Source organism: Sphingobacterium hungaricum (genome assembly GCF_015210005.1).
In the GTDB taxonomy this organism is placed as follows: Bacteria; Bacteroidota; Bacteroidia; order Sphingobacteriales; family Sphingobacteriaceae; genus Sphingobacterium; species Sphingobacterium hungaricum.
Genome location: NZ_MU158698.1, coordinates 2,233,946 through 2,253,555, shown reverse-complemented (window position 1 = coordinate 2,253,555; position 19,610 = coordinate 2,233,946). Strand labels below are relative to the sequence as shown.

Sequence of the window (19,610 nt, the reverse complement as noted above, 5' to 3'; positions counted from 1 at the left end):
ACCATTAAACAGTTAAACATTGTTGCAATGCTGTCGCAATAGCACCTTGCAGCATCTCCTTTTTAAATCCATTATGCGCCAAGGGTTTTAGATCCTGAACAGCAATATTCGCTGCTTCGCTAAAATTGGCCGCTGTAGCCTCTTTACCTTTTAGAAAAGCTTCTGCATCGTACCAGCGCCAAGGTTTATGCGCTACTCCACCTGATGCCAACCGAGCCGCGACTATACGAGTACCTTGAAGTTCCAACGCCGCAGCAACAGAAACTAAGGCAAAGGCATAGGAATCCCGATCGCGGATCTTCAGATAAGCGCTATGCTTTTGAAATCCATTTGATGGAATTTCAACGGATGTAATCAATGCATTTTCAGGCAAATTATTATCTCGATTAGGCTCATTCCCAGGCAAACGATGAAAGTCGCCAAAGGAAATGACTGATTTTTTATTCTTACTGTTTTCGATATTCACTTTTGCATCTAGCGCAGCTAAAGCAACACATAAATCTGAAGGATGAACAGCCACGCATTGTTCGCTATAGCCGATCACCGCACTCATCCGATTTTCTCCTTCCAATGCGCTACATCCGCTGTTCGGCTTGCGTTTGTTGCAAGCTGTAGTCACATCATAAAAGTACGGACAGCGTGTGCGCTGCAGTAAGTTTCCAGCGGTGGAAGCCATGTTCCGAATCTGAGGTGAAGCACCTGCCAACACAGCTTTGCTAACTAAAGGGTATTTTTCAAGAACGATTGCGTTAGTCGTCAGCGCACTGTTTCGAGCCATTGCTCCAATACGGATTCCTTTGGTAAAATCTTCGATCTCTGAAGATAAAGCTGTGGTCACATCAAGCACTTGTTCAGGCTGAGCGATATTTTTCTTCATTAAATCCACGAGGTTTGTGCCTCCGGCAATGAATTGGCTCTTCTCCTTTTTAGCGGCTAATGCATTCGCTGCATTGTCTATTTTAGTAAAACTAAATGGTCTCATGCGTTTGCTACTTTTTGTATGGATTGAACAATTCCGTTATATGCTCCGCAACGGCAAAGATTGCCGCTCATAAATTCTTTGATTTCAGCAACCGAGCCTGTATGACCTTCTTTGACACAAGCTACGGCCGACATAATCTGTCCAGGCGTACAATAGCCACATTGAAATCCATCGCATTCGATAAAAGCCTGTTGCATGGGATGAAGTTTTTCGCCATCCGCCAAACCTTCAATCGTAGTTACTTCTTTTCCCTGAATCATGGCTGATAAAGTCAGACAGCTTAAAACTCGCTCACCATCCACATGCACGGTGCAAGCACCACATTGTCCATGGTCACATCCTTTTTTCGCGCCAGTCAAATGCAATTCTTCACGCAACAAATCCAACAAAGTTGTCCTTGTATCTGCAGGAACGGAATAGGATTTCTTGTTTATACTAACCGTAATTGAAAGTGCTTGCTTTGGCACAACAGTTAGCTTATCCACATCCACATACATCGCTTTTAGCGAATATGGAATGCTTGCCAGCATCACAAATGCTCCAGAAGCTTTCAAAAAGGCCCTTCTACTGTATGTTGATTCTTTACTCATCGGGGAAAGATTTTATTAAATATAATTTAAAAATGGACTAATAACTTACACGCAATGCAGTTTAGCATAATTCTAAATAATTGATGAGTAATTTTTAAAAATATGAACTACGTCTCTTTATTAAATTTTCTTACTCAAAGAGAGTAGATTTATCAAAATTTTGAGTAGGATTTAAGTTCTCAATACATAAATTAATTGTTCATTCCGTGCAATTTTAAATTCCTGTTTTATTCCTTCAATTTCCCAAATATCATAGCCATGCTTTTGGGATCAATGGCTTCCATATCGACCAACTTCAATGATTTGACCATTTCCATTGTCGAAGTTTTATATTTGATAAAATGTGTTGTTTTTAAGTGCGATTGATAGGCCTCTTGATTAGCATAGATTTCTATAATTCGTATCTGATTTGGATTTTCCTTTTGGTACATTGGGAAAATCGCTATGACTCCCTTTTCTAGCCGGACAGATGCTTCTGATTCTTCTTTTAAAATCGCATTGTAGGCTTCCAAGTGTTCGGGAAAGATTTCTATTTCCGAAAGGCGAATAATCTGCTCATTGGACTGTGCCAGAACATTCATCGTAAAGCTTATAAAAAGCAGAAAAAAAAGATATACGACTTTCATTTTTTATTTCTTGTTAACTACAGTATTTAATTCCGTTAATGCGATTTCTCCTTGCGCAGCATCATATCCACCGATTAAGTGAAAAGCTTCCTTTAGCTCTGCTTCTTTCAACCCTGTATTCATTCCTACACCAATGTGTGAACGCAATTGCGCTTGCAAGCCTGGAATTGTCGCTAAAATTGAGATAGTTACCAACTCCCTTTGTGCGTAATTTAAGACATCACTTTCAAAAAGATCAGCAAACAGATGCTCTTTCAAAAATGCGTCAACGCGAGGTGCAAATTCACCGTACCCTAGTGCTGGTTTAGGTTGTTTCGCTCCACTGATTTCTTCCAATGTTTTTCGCCCTTGTTCGTATTTACGAGCATGTTGCTTTGGCAATCCAAATGATTTTCCTTCCGTGTCAGTGATACCTTTTGCAATGCGTTCGTCAACAACTTTCTTAAAAAGATTTAATGCATTCAAACTTCTTGGAAAACCTGCATATGCATAGAGATGTACTAACATTTCTTTAATTTCATTGATGGTCAATCCAGCGTCTAGGCCTTTGTTCAATTGAATTTCCAAATTAGCAACATCGCCTTTCGAAGCAAAAGATGAAATCAATACAATGGATTTTTGTTTATCATCCAGCATTCCTGTCTCTTGTGCTTGACTATTCTGTACGTTAAAAAGCATGGTCAAAACTATTGTGTAAATACTTAATCTGTTCATATATTTTTTGTAAATGTATTAATGTACGCTATCGTACTCTTCTTCCGTGACAGGCGAAAGCCAAGTCACATTTTCTTCTCCTTGATAATTTGAAATAGCGACATGCACTAATCCATGATCTGCCGAAGCACCGTGCCAATGCTCCACATTGTCAGGAATATTCACGACATCTCCTTTTTTAATTGCTTGGGCAGTTTTTCCTTTCTCTTGATACCAGCCCTCCCCTTCCAGCACAAGCAAAACTTGTCCTTTTGGATGTGTGTGCCAATTTGTTCGAGCACCAGGCTCTCTACCATTATTACTGATTAGCAATGAAGTTATCGATTCGACGCTCAGGATTTGTTAAATTTGATTAGAAAATAAGAGGATTATGGACGAGATTTTAAATTTTAAGAGCATCAAAGAATACAATGTATTCAACAATAATGAAACCTTGCATCCTTTGGTCAGCGTTGTCTATTTAGAAAAGGCAGAGCCACGCAAACTGCGCACCCTGCAATATGATTTCTATACAGTATTTCTAAAACAGATCCATTGCGGCGACCTGCGCTACGGACTAAAAAACTATGATTACGAAGAAGGGACGCTCATCTTTTTAGGCCCAGGACAGGTGATCGGAGAAAATAAAGAGGAATATTACCAGCCACAAGGCATCGCTTTGGTTTTCCATCCTGATCTCATTCACGGAACTTCCTTAGGAAGAAACATGGATTCTTATAGTTTTTTTAATTATGCGGTAAATGAAGCCTTGCACCTTTCGGAAAAAGAGCGTAAAATTATATTGGATTGTTTTGCTAAAATAGAATATGAATTGGAACGGGCAATCGATAAGCACAGCCAAAATCTCATCGTTTCGAACATTGAGCTTTTCTTAAATTACTGCATGCGGTTTTACGATCGGCAGTTTATTACCCGTGACTTCGTTAATGTCGGTATTATCCAAAATTTTGAAGAGTTGCTCAACGCCTATTTTAAATCAGAACAGCCTCAAGTTTATGGATTGCCGTCGGTCACGTATTTTGCTGATAAATTAAATCTTTCAGCAAATTATTTTGGTGATTTGATCAAAAAAGAAACTGCAAAATCTGCTCAGGAATACATTCAAATTAAGATAATCGATATTGCCAAAAGCAAGATATTTGACATGAATAAATCGATCAATGAAATAGCTTACGAATTGGGTTTTAAATACCCACAACATTTTACCCGTTTGTTCAAACAACGTGTTGGACAAACACCAAGCACTTTTAGAACGATGAATTAATTATTTGATATTTTCGCTCATGCTTTATAAAAATAGCTTGAATAGCAAAACACGCTAAAATTCATCAGAATCGTTACATTAAATCCCCAACAAAAAAGGGACTCATAACCAATATAATAAATTGCATTTTGTAGATTCCAATCATTAAAACGGAAATTTGCGACAGTATAAAACGCAAAAGTGCTTTTAATCTTAAAAGACTTTTGGTAACTTGGTGAACATTTTCCTTTCAGAACAAAACGTGGAACTCATGGAGAGCAAGAAAAATAAAATCACAATATTATATGTCGACGACGAGGAGAATAATTTGGTTTCTTTTAAGGCAACATTTCGTATTAAATATAAGGTATTCACAGCCATCAGTGGATCTGCAGCGCTTAAGATTGTTGAAGACAATCCCATCGATATCATTATTACGGATCAGCGCATGCCTGAAATGACCGGCGTAGAGTTCTTGGAAGAGGTCATAAAGATAAATCCTGAACCAATGCGAATATTGTTGACTGGATATACGGATATGGCAGCGGTTGTTGATGCTGTAAACAAAGGAAAAATCTTTCATTACTTAAATAAGCCTTGGAGCGAAGAAGAGCTGGACGAGACCATTCAACGTGCTTATGAGCTTTATTCAGAACGAAAAACGATTATGGAGACTTATTCCAAATTGGAAGTCACCAATGAGCAATTGGAGTTTTTACTTCGACAAAAATTGCTTTCTTAAGTTGCTCAGTTTATAGCTATACCTATTATTTGCTCGGAATAACTACTGTAAATGTTGTTCCGACACCTAGTTCAGAATTCACCTCAACGGTTCCTTGCAATTTTAGCAAAGCGCTCTGTACATTGTATAGACCAAATCCCATACCTTTCGCCTGATCGCTGCCTCTAAAAAACAGCGTAAAAATATCGTCGAGGTGATCTTCGGAAATACCAATTCCTGTATCTTGAACAACAATAGTCGCATGGTCTTTCGAAACGTTTACCGATAAGCGGACTAACTGCTTATCGTAATCCTGACGTTGATATTTAAATGCATTGGAAAGAAGGTTGTGCAAAATCAATTCGAGAACAGCCTTATCATTTTTGTACAGCTGAAATTGTTCCACATGAATGTCGAATTCAACATGATTGTTCTGCGTGTACATTTTATAGAATTGAGAAATATTTTCGAAAAGCGTATTAAACTCAATATTCGATAAAAGCAAATCTCCGCGCCTCAATAAATAATAATCGCGAAGGCTGTCGATATACGCATCTAAGCGCGTCAACGAATCTTTCATTAACGACAAGAGCTTATGAATGTGCTCTATCTGATCAAATTCTAAAGCAAGTTTAACTGCAGAAAGAACGCCTGTCAGCGGATCACGGAGATCATGGCTGACACTGTAAGCGAATTTATCCAATTCGTCATACGCTTTCTGCAATTCTTCATTTCGGATATCCAGCAATGAATTTGCCATGTAGAATTTGTCGGCTTCTTCAATTGAGGAAATGATTTCTTCTTCTACCCAAGGCTTACGAACAAATCTAAAGATATGGCCTTTATTCACCGCATCAACGACCGTATCCATATCGGCAAAAGCAGTTAGAAGAATTCGAATAGGACGAGGAAAATCTTTCTTTATGCGGTTCAAAAAATCGACGCCTAATTCATCTGGCATGCGCTGATCACAAAATATGATACGGATATCTGGATTAGCCAAAAGTATCTGTTCCGCTTGCGCAGTATTGGTGGCCGTATGAATCGTATAACCGTATCTAAAATTGGCTTTGAATCCAATTAAATTGTTTATTTCATCATCAACATATAATATTTCTAATTCTTTCTGCATATTCTGATAGTCATAGGTATTTTATACCAAATACATAACGAAGTTAATTATATTGCATCATTTCGGACACAATTGTTGTTACTTATTTTGAAGAATTGGAATAATCAAAGTAAATGTAGCTCCTTCCCCGACTACAGATTCTACGACAATCTTCCCATGATGTTTGGCTATGGTATTGTAAGCAATCGACATTCCGAGGCCAGTTCCTTCGCCCACATCTTTTGTTGTGAAAAATGGCTCAAAAATCTTTTCTCTCACTTCTTTAGGAATTCCAATACCATTGTCCGCAATCTTAATAAATATGAATGCCTCATCCGTATACATCCCTGTTTCGATTTCTAGTTTTCCTCCAGCTTTAGATTCATATTTTTTATGGATGGCAAACACCGCGTTTGTCAAAATATTCATAAATACTTGATTGAGTTTTCCTGCGTAGCATTCTATTTTTGGCAGATCTCCATATTTTTTATCTACCTCAACGCCTTCTTTAATCATGCTGCTTAAAATGACTAAAGTGGACTCTAAACCCTCATTTACATCGGCAAATTTTAGGGTTGCTTCATCAACGCGTGAAAATACCCTGAGGCTCTTTACAATTTCCGCTGTGCGATGTGCGCCATCATGCATTCCTTTTAATAAATAATCGACTTCAATTTTTAAATAATCAATGTCAATATCTTCCTTGTATGCTCGAATCTGCTCTAATTTCTCTTGAACTGTCAAAGATTCGTTAAAAGCTAAACGCTCAACTTCTTCTAAAGTTTGCCAGATCATTGCAATATCTCGTTTTAGTGGGGCAACATTTGAGGTCACAAAATTAATCGGGTTATTTATTTCATGAGCAACACCAGCGGTAAGCTGCCCCAATGAAGCCATTTTTTCGGATTCAACAAGTTGCGATTGCGCTTCTTTCAGGTGCGTTAACGTAGTCTGCAATGATTCGTTTGTTTCTGTTAACTCTAAGGTCCTTTCTTCAACCTTTTGTTCTAATATAACATTCTGTTCACGGATCAATCGTTCATTCTCCAGCGAACTGATTAATTCACGCGCTTGAGACTCATCTTTTTCTCTTCGATAAATATTAATCTTATCGCCTAAGGCGAATGAAAGTATGATTGCTTCAATTACTGAACCGATTTGAACCGAACGAAGCGTAAAGAAGTTATAAGGAAGCACATCATAATCCTTCAATACATAAATCAATACACTGATCAAAAATATACACCATGCAAGTAGAAAAAATTTTGTTTGCTGAAATTTTTGGCTGGACAACCTGAATGCCAATAATAAGACAATAGTTGAACCTCCTCCAGCAACAATGTTGATCATCTTGTAAGAAGGAATGATGTATCCAGCGATCAAAAGCGCAATCGCGACAAGATAACCTAATAGAAAGACGTTCAATAATTTATCAAACTTTGGAGCGCTAGATGATGTTTGCAAAAATGATTTAACAAAAAATATGGCACCTATGCCCGACATCGCACCCGTAAACGTCAACAACCTGCTTGAAATCCATTGGTTTTCGAAACCGAAAATTGGTTCAAAAAGTCCGAGAACGGCAAGTTGAGCGGCGGTAACCCACAAAATGTAATTGACGTAAATGACATAATGCGACTCATTTGTAGAGAAATACAAAAAAATATTGTACAAAATCATCGACAGCATCAACCCTACATACAGAGCAGAAAAAACATCCATTTCGAGCAACGTTTCGAATATTCCTTTCGGCGTATGGACAGATATCGGAGCCGATAGCTGCGTGAAACTCTTAAGCTTAAAATAACAAGTTACTTCTTCGCCCTTCTTCAAATCAACTTCAAAAAGAAACAATTGATGTGGATAATCCCTGTCTTTTAAACCGCTTCCAGAACGGACGCTGCTGCTGTCGACAACATTATTTTTTATCGTATAAAAAACAACTTCGTCTATATTGGTGTGCGAAAGATTGATGACTAAACGCTCAGCATCCGAAAGATTTTTAATCTGAAAACGAAGCCAGTTATTATCATTGGAGATTCCTAAATTTGGTACAACCTGATCACTTTGGACAAACGAATCAGGCATTTGCAAGATATCTTCAAAACGTAATTTGTTGGACGGATCTTTAAAGATGAACACATCCCGTCCAATATATTCTGTCTTGTCCTCTTTAACAAATTCATACGTTTCTGCTGCATGCACAGTTAGAAAAGACGATAGTGTCATTAAGAAAACGAAAAGAAACTTAAAGCCCATAGATAGATGATTTAATTAATCAGCTAGTTATTATTCAACAATTCTTCAATATCGCAATAATAGCGACCTGATTTCACTTGATTTCCAAGTAAGATCATTCGAGAAACAGACGTCGTTATCGCTCCCCCCAACACAACTTCGGATGCTAGCTGTGGCCAAGAACTGATCGTACGTCTTATTTCCGGCAGAGAACGTTTCATTCGATCTGAAAGTTTAGCAGCATCCACTATTTTCATCAAATAGCTCATCCTCTCTTCTCCACTTAATTGTGGTAGTTTTTCTAAGGTCAAATCTTCTATCAGACCATGTAAAATGGGACGTTCAGGTTCAAGATCAAATCGCTCGATATCCAACATCCCACGATCATTAGTATCCATGACCACAGGTATTTGTAGTTCTTTTGCTCTAAATCTGCTTTCCAATTTTACTTCGAAACTATCGCAAACTTCAACCAATAAATCCAATTTTCCATCTCCATTCAGAAAATCTGCATAATTTCCCGTATTTACACCCAAAGGAAAAATTTCAATCGCCAAAAAAGGGTCTATCTCAGCAATTTCTCTAGCTGCAATGACCACTTTAGGAACAGATAAATTAAAGACTCCGGTCCTTAATCGATTTAAATTACTAAGATCTAACTCATCAAAATCCGCTAGTCTCAATAAACCGCAAGTACGCTCCATCGCCATCGTCAAAGCAATAGACTGGCCTACGGACAATCCTATAATTCCAACTTTCTTCTTGGAAAGTTCGGCACTTTCTTCTTTTGTTATCTTTAATTGATTTCGATTCGTTCTTACTTCCACAAACTCCTCTTCATCCAGAATATGCACGAGTGTTTTTCGCCATGGATAATAAACCCAAACCCCAAACTCTTCTGTGCTACGTCCATCTAATATATCTTCAGACAACGCTTTATACTCATGCTCATCGCCCGAAAAAGATGGAAAACGGCATTTGATCAGTTCTTTAATCTGACGGTCTATTTCGTCATAAATAAAAACAGCCTCATTTTTTTTTAGATTAACCAGTTCTTCCCTATCATTTTCGTCTATCACCCTAATAAATGCAGGTCTATAAGGAAACTTTACTTCTATACTTTCTGACATACTACTGTATTACAAGATTGGAATATCATTTTCATTAATTTGAGCTCCCTCATTGGAACCCTTCTTCGAATTGGCAATGATTGACTTTAGATCCCATTTGTCCATGTTGTCCAATTGTAGCTTATATTGGATTTCGATCTCCTTATTACGAAGAACTTCTATTCGGACAACGTCCCCATGTGAACGCAACGCATGTATTGCATTTCTATCTTCATCAGAGGCCAATTGTAGATTGCTTACATCGTCCAGAATCATCGTGGTTGCAAGTAAATCTAATTTGGGATAATAAAAAGTTCCATTATTTCCTACGCTAGTTTCCATTCGGTAACCAACACTTTTGGTTAGATTAATCGTGTATGGAGCACAAAGGGCAAACAACGATTTTATTCCTATCTGAGGTGCGATTGCAATGGCCGCTCTTGTTAGAAATATACTCCCTATTCCATATCCCGCAATTTCCCTCGAATTCCACAACCCGCATCCCTCTCCAGTTCCTTCTTGTGCATAACCCCATACGAGATCATAAATTTTAGGATCCATATTTCCTGTAGCCTGTTCGATCGGCAAAGGCTGCGATCCTCCAGCTACGTGAATCCTCGCGCCGCCATACACATTTTCTCCATCGAGAGATTCCACAATTAAAACAAATGCGGCTGGATTGTACATCCAATCATTTTTTGAAGAAGTTACTTTTTGTACTCCTATCGCCGTTAAGACATGAGCATGCCCCTCTATAAAGCGCTCACAAGTTTTAGGATCATCTATTGCGCGAAACGCTCTTAGCCTAACAACTGGTCGATCATCTTTAAATATTAATGCCACAAATACTGTCTTTTTTTTATGTTGAATAACAAAACTAATCAATAAAAATTAAAGCTGTTTATTGTTGTAACAAATAATTTATATACGATTATACATATTTCATTATTAGAAACTTACTATCTTTTAATGATACTTTTTTGCATTAAAATAAATATATAGGCTCTTAGAAAAGTGTTGTTTTCAGTAGATTTTTGCTTTCATTAATTTTAGCTAAAACGTAGCACGAGTTTTGCATATGTTATTGAAATTGAAAATTATGAATGATACAAAATACAACGGTCTCTTTATCGCTCTTATTGGTGGAATTGCATTGATTATTTTTGCTTTCATTTTGGGAAATGCGTACAAGTATAAATTCAGAAGCACGAATAGCATAAACGTAACCGGAAATGCGAAAAAAGATTTCGAATCTGATATTGTAAAATGGTCTGCTTCGTTTAGCCGAAAATCCATGGATTTGACGTCAGCGTCAGAACAACTGAAAAATGATAGGGATTTAGTGAAGAATTTCTTGTTGCAGAAGGGAATCAGTGAAAAAGAAATTGTTTTTACAGCAATCAATATCAATCGCGAATTTACCTACCAGACTAACGAGCAAGGCAACAGTTCCAATGTATTTAACGGATATAATTTGATGCAAACGGTGAGCATAGAGTCCAAAGAATTGGACAAAGTGGATAATGCATCTCGTGAAATATCATCGTTGATTTCTCAAGGAATTGAATTGTCCTCGAATTATCCGAATTATTATTATTCCAAACTGGAAGACTTGAAATTAGAATTAATCTCTCAGGCATCGGCAAATGCACGTCAGCGAGCAGATAATATTGCGATTGAAGCAGGCACAAGTTTAGGAAGTTTGGTAAAAGCTGATTTAGGAATATTCCAAATCACAGGCCAGAACGATAATGAAGATTTTTCTTACGGAGGCGTATTCAATACAACGTCTAGGGCGAAGACAGCAAATATCACTGTAAAGGCTAGCTACCTAAGCAATTAAAACAAGAATGGCGGAAATTAGTTATTTCCGCCATTCTTGTTTAAGCTACAATTTCTCGATAATAAAATCTGCAAATTCACTCGTTTTGACAAGCGTTGCGTCATCCATTAAGTTGTAGAAATCTACGGTGACTGTCTTGTCTTTAATGGTTTGCGACAAGCCATTAACAATGGCATCAGCAGCTTCTTGCCATCCCATATATTCAAGCATCATTACACCACTTAAAATAACTGAAGACGGATTCATTGTATTTGTATTCGCAAATCTCGGTGCCGTCCCATGCGTTGCTTCGAAAACAGCATGGCCAGTTTTATAATTGATATTTGCTCCGGGAGCAATGCCAATCCCTCCCACTATCGCAGCCAAAGCATCCGAAATATAATCTCCGTTTAAGTTTAATGTCGCAACTACAGAAAAATCTCTAGGATTCAATAAAATCTGTTGCAGGAAATTATCCGCAATCACATCTTTGATAATGATTTTTCCGGCCAATTCAGCTTCTTTCTGTTCTTTGTTCGCCGCTTCCTGTCCTTGAGAATTCTTTGTTTTTTCCCACTGCCCCCAAGTATAGGTTTGATCTGCAAATTCATTTTCAGCAACTTCGAATCCCCAATTTTTAAATGCACCTTCGGTGAACTTCATGATGTTCCCTTTATGAACAATCGTTACAGATGGTTTATTGTGTTTTATCGCATGTTCAATCGCTGAACGGACGAGGCGTTTGGAACCTTCCTCCGACACCAATTTTATACCTACACCGGTTGTATCCGAGAAATTATAGTCAACATGCAATTTTTCCTTCAAATAATTCTGAACTTTTTCAGCCTCCGGTGTCCCGGCAGCAAATTCAATTCCTGCATAAATATCTTCCGTATTTTCGCGGAAGACAATCATATCGACATATTCAGGATGCTTTACTGGCGAAGGAACTCCTTCATACCATTTCGTGGGACGTTGGCAGACGTACAAATCCAATTCTTTGCGTAAAGCAACATTTAAGGAGCGAATGCCACCGCCAATTGGCGTAGTCAATGGCCCTTTAATTCCTACCAAATATTCTTTCAAGACATTTAAAGTTTCCTCGGGCAACCATTCTCCGGTCTCATTAAATGCTTTTTCACCAGCCAAAACTTCTTTCCATTCAATTTTCCGTTTTCCTTGATAAGCTTTTTCAATCGCGCTGTCAAAAACGCGAACTGAGGCATTCCAAATATCAGGGCCAATACCATCTCCGATAATAAAAGGTATTGTGGCGTGTTCCGGAACTTGCAGAACAGCATTTTCGATTGTAATCTTAGCCATACTTTTTTATTTTTCTTTAGTAAACATATTGCCTATTTCCTTACTGATTTTTCTGAAGATAGGTGCGGTTTGAACATCTTCGTATTCGTCAATGTGCTGATTTTTAATCCGGCTCGGGAATAGAAGAATAACATTTTGATTTTTATAATACCTGCCGATGCGTTTGGCCAAACCATCCAATGAATCGCGATAAGACACTTCGCTTTCTCTTGCAGAAACAAATACCAAAATGGCATTATCGTCAGAGAATGAAGTCAGTCCATTGATGTTATCCCAATTTTCATAATTCGAGAACGTGACAGGAACGCTTGTTTTCAAACTTTCCAGGTTGGCAACTATGGCTTTCTCTGTGCGCTGGTTGCAGACATATTGAATAGGTAAGGACAATTCTGTTGCTAGCAAAATCATTTTCTCCATCCAAAAATCAAATCCTAATTCTGATTCCGCCAAAGGTGGAACAAAAATGATGACGCTTTTTTGAGTTACAAAAGGCTTGTTGAATCGACACATAAACAAATTCGCATCTGTGCGGTTCAGGATACTTTCAGCCTTTTCACCAACAATTTTATCGATAAATGAGGTTGCACTCGGCCAACCGAGAATTAAGCAATTCGCAGCCAATTCGCGTTCGGTTCTGCTGATACCCCCAGCGATGTTATGATCGATTGTGGAAATCAATTCTACATCCGTTTCTGAGCCTGATGCATATTTTGCAGTATTATCTAAATTTTTTCTGGCATTTGCCAGATTTCTTTCAGCTTGGTCATTGTCGGGAACGACGCTCAAAATATTTAATGGAAATGGTGATTTCTTCGATTTTATTAAAGTTGCAAAATCCAAAATCGGCTCCATCGTATCCATGTTTGCAATTGGAATAATAATTTGCTCATCCTTCTCCTGAATTTCTTCTACGCCTGTATGATCCTGTTCACCCGCCAAAACAATTTTTTTCGACGCATTTTCTGTCACTACCGATGCAACAATACAGGTCATCAAGATCAAAATAATTGTACCGTTCAGCACATTTTCGTCAATAATGCCGTTGCTGTACCCCACCATGATAACTGCTAAGGTCGCGGCAGCGTGCGAGTTGCTTAATCCAAAGATTAGATTTCGCTGACTTTTTGAATATTTAAAAGACAATTGTGTCGCCCAAGCAGCTAAGAACTTTCCAGAAATCGCGACAATGGTCAATGTCACCGCAATAATAATTGCCATCGGCCCTTTAAATAACACACTGACATCCACAATCATTCCTACACTAATCAAAAAGAAAGGAATAAAAATAGCATTCCCGATAAATTCAATTCGGTTCATCAAAGCCGACGAATGCGGAATTAGTTTATTCAATGCCAACCCTGCAACGAAAGCACCAATAATCGGTTCTAATCCAGCCATTTCAGCCATAAATGCAGCAAAGAAAACTACGGTTAACACGAAAATATAGTGAGCCGTTTTTTCACTTTCAATCTTTTGGAAAAACCATTTGGCAATACGAGGAATGATGCCAAACATAATGAATAGAAAAACGGCAAAAGAGAGCGCCAAAGTAAGCCAGAACTGGCTATTGATATTTCCTTGCGAAGCACCAGTAATTACCGCCAAAATAATCAACACCGCCGTATCGGTTAAAATCGTCCCGCCAATCGTGATCGCGACAGCTTCATTTTTCGAAATCCCGTAGCTTGTAACGATTGGATAACTCACCAAAGTATGGGTCGCAAACATACTGGCAATCAAAATACTCGGCAACAAGTCGTAGCCTAAGATATAATGACAGACTGGAAATCCAATACAAATCGGGATAATAAACGTGAAAAATCCAAAAAGCAAACTCTTGTTTTTCGTTTTCCGGAATTCATTCATATCCAATTCGATGCCCGCAATAAACATAATGTAGAGCAATCCAATCGTAGAAAATAAACGAACGGCCGCATTCTGTTCTAACCAATTCAATCCATGAGGACCGATGATTACACCAGAGATAATCAATCCGATAATGCCCGGGACTTTAATTGGCCTAAGTAAAATCGGTGATAGCAAAATAATAAAAAGCACTAGCGCAAACGCCAAAACTGGGTTTGTTATCGGTGCTTCGAAAGCTTTTTGTATATGTTCAAGCATGCAAAAATTTTAGAAACTTATTAACTATTATGACAATATAATATAATAAAACGGCCTCTCAAAATTAGGAAATCATTAAGAAGCTAATTTAAAGTAAACATTACGATTCTAATAATGTTTCAGCTATTTGAATTGCAAGGTTTTAATCGGAGAAATGCGCGAAATAAGCATCGAAGGAATAAACATCGTCAACAGCGCAATCACAATTAATGCGCCATTTAATAATACGACATCGTACCAATGAATAAACATGGGTACGTATTCGATGTAATAAATCGATGGATCCAATTTAAAAAAACGAGTGGAGCGTTGAAAAAGGTAGATTGCCAAGGCAATTCCATTTCCCAAAACCAATCCATAACCGATTAAGTAGAGTGAATTGTATAAAAATATTTTCTTGATGCCTTTGTTGGCCATACCCAATGCTTTCAAGACTCCAATCATTGCCGACCGTTCTAAGATGCTGATTAACAAAGCTGAAATCATATTGATGACTGCGACAATCACCATCAAGGCAAAAATAATGTTGTCATTCATATCCAGCATATTTAGCCAATTGAAAATATCCGGCAATTGTTCAACGACATTTGTGGCTGTTAATTCTAGCGGTAAGGTTTCATCAACCAAGCGAGTTGTTGAATCCAATAAAGCAAAATTATTTATCCGAATCTCGTAACCTCCAGCTTCATTCGGCCCCAAATTATTCAAGCGTCGAATTAAGTTCAGTGAACCAATTACATAAATTTTATCCAGTTCATCCGAATTTGTTGAATAGACACCCTGAATTTTAAACTTACGCTTCCGAATAGGCTCTTGGATAAAATACATAAGGAACTCATCGCCAACTTTCAGGTGTAAGCGATTGCACAGATAAGAGGATAACAATATTTTATTTTCCGCATCCTCGTCGTGGATGAAATCAATTGTATCGCCTTCTAAAAGTGTTTTGGACAAATATTCTTGGTCGTAATCTTTGTCGATTCCCTTCAGCAAAACCCCTTCAACTTCACCATTCACGTTCATAATTCCTGCTTTGGTTGCAAATGGATAAAGATTTACAACATTAGGAAGCTGTTTGATTTCATTGATTTCTGTAGAATCTAAAGCAAGAGGCGTATTCTCGTAAGAAGAGTTTAAATCATATTTGGTTACAATGACATCGCCAAAAAATCCACGCTGTTTATCCGTTATTCCGCCCTTGAAACCATTGAGAATCGCGACTGACAAAATAATTGCAATGATGGCCAGCGTCAATGCTCCAATTGTGACTCTCACGATCAATTTTGAGAAGGTTCTCTGACCAACAAATGTAATTCGTTTTGCTAAAAAAAACGGAAAATTCAAGATGATAAAATTTGTAACTTAGCAAAGTTAATAAAATTTGTCAGCTGACAAGGTTTAATATTTAGTGTCAAATCATCATATTTTTCGAGAATGCGTATAATTTTTATGGGGACACCAGATTTTGCTGTTGCGTCCTTAGATGCCCTATTAAAATCAAATAAAGAAGTCGTCGCAGTAGTTACTTCGCCCGATAAACCTGCCGGAAGAGGGCAAAAACTTCATGAATCTGCGGTTAAGCAATATGCGGTACAGCACAACATTCCTGTACTGCAACCTGAAAAGCTAAGAGATCCAGAATTTCTTGCTGCGCTTGAATCCTTCAAGGCAGACTTACAAATCATTGTTGCTTTTCGCATGTTGCCCGAAGTGGTTTGGAATATGCCTCCTTTGGGAACGGTTAATGTACACGCTTCATTGTTGCCACAATATCGAGGAGCTGCGCCCATCAATCATGTGCTAATTAACGGCGAAACAAAAACGGGTGTCACTACGTTTTTACTGCAGCATAAAATCGATACAGGAAATATTTTATTTTCTAAAGAAGTATCGATTCGCGAAGATGAAAACGCAGGCGAATTGCATGATGAATTGATGCAAGCCGGTGCTGAAACATTACTAAAAACAATCGAAGCGATTGAACAAAACCAGCTGAAGCCAATACCTCAGGAGGAAGCGCAACAAGGCCAAGAATTAAAAGAAGCACCAAAAATATTTAGAGAGGATTGTAAAATTGACTGGAACAGACCCGTTGATGATGTGTACAATTTGATTCGTGGATTAAGCCCCTATCCTGCTGCTTTTTCTTACATTGACAATAAAGTCTTGAAAATTTATGCCACAGCAAAAGAAATTGCAACACCTTCTGTAGAACCTGGAACAATTTTATCTGATGGCAAAACATTCATCAAAATTGCCGCAAAGGATGGTTTTCTGCATATCCTAAATCTTCAATTAGAGGGCAAGAAGAAAATGGAAGTTGTGGAATTTCTAAGAGGTTATCGAATGAGCTAAAGAATTCTTCTCTGGTTGTTTAAAAGATTATTTACCTATTAATGAGGCAAATAATCTTTTAAAATTCCATACAAAAATGTCCCGATCAGAGCGAAAACTATCACAATAATCATTGGTACTAAACCTGCTCCTAATAGAACAAAAATAGGTCCCGGGCAAGCGCCAACTAATGCCCAACCTAAGCCAAACAGAACTCCGCCAAATAAATAACGTGCGATCGATTTTTCCTTCGGCGCAATTTGTATAGCATGTCCATCGATATCTTTTTTATGAGTTCGCTTGATCCATTGAACTCCAATTAATCCGATCAGCAGAGCTGTCCCGATAAAGCCAAACATATGGATGGATTGAAAATTGAACATTTCATAAATCCTAAACCATGATGCCGCTTCTGCTTTGTACATGGCAACGCCAAAAATAATCCCGAGGAAGATGTAAGTTAAGTTTCTCATGGTTAAAATATAAAAGGAAACAATACGTGAGTCATAATCAGGCCTCCGATAAAAAAGCCGATAACCGCAATGAGTGATGGCAATTGTAAATCACTTAAACCTGAAATCGCGTGCCCGGAAGTACATCCACCGGCATAACGTGTCCCAAAACCGATAAGCAAACCACCTATTGCCAATAAAATCACGTTGTAAGTTGATAAATTATCAAATAATTCAACCGGATAATACGAATTGCCGGCACTATAAAATCCTAAATCATGCAACTGCGCAACTGTCTCGGAAGAAATAGCAGGAGATTGCCCATCAGACAGTGCATATTTAGAAATAAAACCACCTAAGATGGAACCAAATAAAAACAGCAGGTTCCAACGCTGGCTTTTCCAATTGAAATTAAAGAAACTGCTATATTTTCCTGCGCCAAGCGCCGAGCACATCACTCGAAAGTTAGAAGAAAATCCAAAATTTTTGCCAACTAAGATCAAGCTTAGCATAACGATGGCAACAAGCAGGCCTCCAATATACCATGGCCAGGGTTTCATAATTAAATCCATGAAGAACTTATTTTAGTAGATTCTTTACAACCTGTATTACTAACATCTGGGCATTATGTTCGATACATTGTCTCAAAATTAAGAATTTACTCTGGCAAGTAAATTATTTTACATGTTAAATTTCCATAAATTTAAATGTCCTTTAACATTTAATATTGGATGTTCGTATAGCAATGGATCTTTTAATAGCCAATGATATTTGCCTTGCTGCGCCCAAGGGCTTGTCGAGTCTGTAACAATATCAATCAATTCGACTTCCCCAACAATAGCAGAATTTATAAATTCGATGGAGTCAAGCTTTTCGTATTCAAAATCGATGTGGTCATATTTTTCGATCAATAGCGAATCCTTTAAATTTCCATACGGCTTCGTCGAAGAGTGGATTAATAATTTGCCTCGATAAGCCGTTTGCCATGACCTATTCTCAACATCTTTTATCCCTAAACAGATCAAGGTAGCGAAGGGCTGTTTCAACGTTAAAGCTTTCATAATTAAATTTAATGATTATTCTGTTAATTTGAATTCAAATCCTTAATTTGTACCAATGCTGATTTAATAAACAAGCAAATATTATTAATTAAATAAATAAACCAAAAAATTAAATGTTGGAACAGTTTTTGTAGTTACCTTATAGTTACAAAATCTACCTTAACAATCTAATAATGAGTATTCAAATTACACTAATATTAGATTTTCTAGAGAAAAAAATCATATATTTGCAAACATTTTACAGGGAAAGGTATTTATATAATAGATGAGACAACTCAAAATTACACAATCGATAACCAATCGTGAATCACAATCACTTGATAAGTATTTACATGAGATTGGTAAAGTTGATTTAATTACTGCAGAGGAAGAAGTTATTTTAGCTCAACGTATCCGCGAGGGTGACCAAGTAGCATTAGAAAAACTGACAAAAACAAATTTACGTTTCGTCGTTTCGGTAGCAAAACAATATCAAAATCAAGGTTTAACCTTAGGTGACTTGATTAATGAAGGTAATTTAGGCCTTATTAAAGCAGCGAAACGTTTTGACGAAACTAAAGGTTTTAAATTCATTTCTTATGCTGTATGGTGGATTCGTCAATCCATTTTACAAGCTATCGCTGAACAATCGCGTATCGTACGCTTACCGTTGAATCAAGTGGGTTCTTTAAGCAAGATCAGTAAAGCCTTTTCAAAATTAGAACAAGAATATGAGCGTGAACCTTCTCCTGAAGAATTAGCTGATATCTTAGAAACAACAGTAGACAAAGTGTCGGATACTTTAAGTAACTCCGGAAGACATGTTTCTATGGATGCGCCATTTGTTCAAGGTGAGGAAAACACGTTGCTAGATGTTCTTGAAAATCATGATCCTGAAACGGATAGTTCATTGATCGATGAATCTTTGTCTGAAGAAATCAGAAGATCTCTTTCTACATTGACAGAAAGAGAACGCGAAATTATCGTTTTGTTCTTTGGCTTAGGTTCTAATCATCAATTATCGTTAGAAGAAATCGGAGAGAAATTTAACCTAACGAGAGAGCGCGTACGTCAAATTAAGGACAAAGCTTTACAACGTCTTCGTCATACTTCTCGCAGTAAAATTTTAAAATCTTATTTAGGCTAAAAGTCATTTAGTTATTTAGTAAATGCGCAGTTAA

The 19,610-nt window shown here is 37.5% G+C and carries 20 protein-coding genes; 5 read left to right on the top strand and 15 right to left on the bottom strand.

Going from position 1 to position 19,610, the window contains the following annotated elements; genetic code table 11:
* Positions 1 to 4: 4 nt before the first annotated feature.
* The 5 genes from C4F49_RS13040 to C4F49_RS13020 all read right to left on the bottom strand — a co-directional run bounded on the left by C4F49_RS13040 (position 5) and on the right by C4F49_RS13020 (position 3,224).
* Positions 5 to 982 (bottom strand): FAD binding domain-containing protein, encoded by a 978-nt coding sequence (locus tag C4F49_RS13040; protein WP_196936270.1) that lies wholly within the window; start codon positions 980 to 982, stop codon positions 5 to 7.
* Positions 979 to 1,572 (bottom strand): (2Fe-2S)-binding protein, encoded by a 594-nt coding sequence (locus C4F49_RS13035; RefSeq protein ID WP_231388310.1) that lies wholly within the window; start codon positions 1,570 to 1,572, stop codon positions 979 to 981. The genes C4F49_RS13040 and C4F49_RS13035 overlap by 4 nt, the downstream gene beginning before the upstream one ends.
* A 227-nt stretch (positions 1,573 to 1,799) precedes the next feature.
* Entirely contained in the window at positions 1,800 to 2,153 is a 354-nt protein-coding gene (locus tag C4F49_RS13030) for a putative quinol monooxygenase (RefSeq protein ID WP_196936269.1), read from the bottom strand.
* Between the two features lie 48 nt (positions 2,154 to 2,201).
* Positions 2,202 to 2,912, bottom strand: coding sequence for a carboxymuconolactone decarboxylase family protein (locus C4F49_RS13025; RefSeq protein WP_196936268.1), 711 nt, complete (start codon positions 2,910 to 2,912; stop codon positions 2,202 to 2,204).
* 18 nt (positions 2,913 to 2,930) lie between these two features.
* A complete protein-coding gene (locus tag C4F49_RS13020; RefSeq protein WP_231388309.1) occupies positions 2,931 to 3,224 on the bottom strand; it encodes a cupin domain-containing protein in 294 nt (97 codons plus the stop codon).
* 58 nt (positions 3,225 to 3,282) lie between these two features.
* On the opposite strand from C4F49_RS13020, the gene C4F49_RS13015 reads away from it, so the two are divergent.
* Positions 3,283 to 4,176 (top strand): helix-turn-helix domain-containing protein, encoded by an 894-nt coding sequence (locus C4F49_RS13015; RefSeq protein ID WP_196936267.1) that lies wholly within the window; start codon positions 3,283 to 3,285, stop codon positions 4,174 to 4,176.
* Between the two features lie 250 nt (positions 4,177 to 4,426).
* Complete coding sequence (locus C4F49_RS13010; protein WP_196936266.1) at positions 4,427 to 4,897, top strand: response regulator; 471 nt, start codon at positions 4,427 to 4,429, stop codon at positions 4,895 to 4,897.
* Positions 4,898 to 4,922: 25 nt separating this feature from the next.
* On the opposite strand, the gene C4F49_RS13005 is transcribed toward C4F49_RS13010, so the two are convergent.
* The 4 genes from C4F49_RS13005 to C4F49_RS12990 all read right to left on the bottom strand — a co-directional run bounded on the left by C4F49_RS13005 (position 4,923) and on the right by C4F49_RS12990 (position 10,177).
* Positions 4,923 to 6,008 (bottom strand): sensor histidine kinase, encoded by a 1,086-nt coding sequence (locus tag C4F49_RS13005; RefSeq protein ID WP_196936265.1) that lies wholly within the window; start codon positions 6,006 to 6,008, stop codon positions 4,923 to 4,925.
* 78 nt (positions 6,009 to 6,086) lie between these two features.
* Positions 6,087 to 8,246 carry a sensor histidine kinase gene (locus tag C4F49_RS13000; RefSeq protein WP_196936264.1) on the bottom strand — a complete coding sequence of 720 codons (2,160 nt, stop codon included), beginning with the start codon at positions 8,244 to 8,246 and terminating at the stop codon, positions 6,087 to 6,089.
* A gap of 23 nt (positions 8,247 to 8,269) precedes the next feature.
* Entirely contained in the window at positions 8,270 to 9,355 is a 1,086-nt protein-coding gene (locus tag C4F49_RS12995; RefSeq protein ID WP_196936263.1) for an Rv1355c family protein, read from the bottom strand.
* Between the two features lie 9 nt (positions 9,356 to 9,364).
* Positions 9,365 to 10,177 carry a PX domain-containing protein gene (locus C4F49_RS12990; protein ID WP_196936262.1) on the bottom strand — a complete coding sequence of 271 codons (813 nt, stop codon included), beginning with the start codon at positions 10,175 to 10,177 and terminating at the stop codon, positions 9,365 to 9,367.
* A 256-nt stretch (positions 10,178 to 10,433) separates the two neighbouring features.
* Between C4F49_RS12990 and C4F49_RS12985 the strand changes: the two genes are divergently transcribed.
* A complete protein-coding gene (locus C4F49_RS12985) occupies positions 10,434 to 11,177 on the top strand; it encodes an SIMPL domain-containing protein (protein ID WP_196936261.1) in 744 nt (247 codons plus the stop codon).
* A gap of 45 nt (positions 11,178 to 11,222) precedes the next feature.
* Here C4F49_RS12985 and icd read toward each other — a convergent pair whose 3' ends face one another.
* From icd to C4F49_RS12970, 3 genes are all read right to left on the bottom strand, one after another.
* Positions 11,223 to 12,479, bottom strand: coding sequence for an NADP-dependent isocitrate dehydrogenase (gene icd, locus C4F49_RS12980; RefSeq protein ID WP_196936260.1), 1,257 nt, complete (start codon positions 12,477 to 12,479; stop codon positions 11,223 to 11,225).
* Between the two features lie 6 nt (positions 12,480 to 12,485).
* Positions 12,486 to 14,603, bottom strand: a complete 2,118-nt coding sequence (locus C4F49_RS12975; RefSeq protein WP_196936259.1) for a cation:proton antiporter — start codon at positions 14,601 to 14,603, stop codon at positions 12,486 to 12,488.
* 123 nt (positions 14,604 to 14,726) lie between these two features.
* Complete coding sequence (locus tag C4F49_RS12970; RefSeq protein WP_231388308.1) at positions 14,727 to 15,878, bottom strand: ABC transporter permease; 1,152 nt, start codon at positions 15,876 to 15,878, stop codon at positions 14,727 to 14,729.
* Between the two features lie 159 nt (positions 15,879 to 16,037).
* On the opposite strand from C4F49_RS12970, the gene fmt reads away from it, so the two are divergent.
* The gene (fmt, locus tag C4F49_RS12965; protein ID WP_196936257.1) at positions 16,038 to 16,958 is read left to right on the top strand and encodes a methionyl-tRNA formyltransferase; all 921 of its coding nucleotides are present in this window, start codon (positions 16,038 to 16,040) and stop codon (positions 16,956 to 16,958) included.
* A gap of 38 nt (positions 16,959 to 16,996) precedes the next feature.
* On the opposite strand, the gene C4F49_RS12960 is transcribed toward fmt, so the two are convergent.
* The 3 genes from C4F49_RS12960 to C4F49_RS12950 form a co-directional block, all read right to left on the bottom strand.
* Entirely contained in the window at positions 16,997 to 17,410 is a 414-nt protein-coding gene (locus tag C4F49_RS12960) for a DUF6691 family protein (protein WP_196936256.1), read from the bottom strand.
* Between the two features lie 2 nt (positions 17,411 to 17,412).
* On the bottom strand, positions 17,413 to 17,961 hold the full coding sequence (locus tag C4F49_RS12955; protein WP_196936255.1) for a YeeE/YedE family protein: 549 nt from the start codon (positions 17,959 to 17,961) through the stop codon (positions 17,413 to 17,415).
* Between the two features lie 108 nt (positions 17,962 to 18,069).
* The gene (locus tag C4F49_RS12950) at positions 18,070 to 18,450 is read right to left on the bottom strand and encodes an ASCH domain-containing protein (RefSeq protein WP_196936254.1); all 381 of its coding nucleotides are present in this window, start codon (positions 18,448 to 18,450) and stop codon (positions 18,070 to 18,072) included.
* A gap of 265 nt (positions 18,451 to 18,715) precedes the next feature.
* Here C4F49_RS12950 and C4F49_RS12945 point away from each other — a divergent pair, with 265 nt between their 5' ends.
* Positions 18,716 to 19,576 (top strand): sigma-70 family RNA polymerase sigma factor, encoded by an 861-nt coding sequence (locus C4F49_RS12945; protein ID WP_196936253.1) that lies wholly within the window; start codon positions 18,716 to 18,718, stop codon positions 19,574 to 19,576.
* Positions 19,577 to 19,610: the final 34 nt, after the last annotated feature.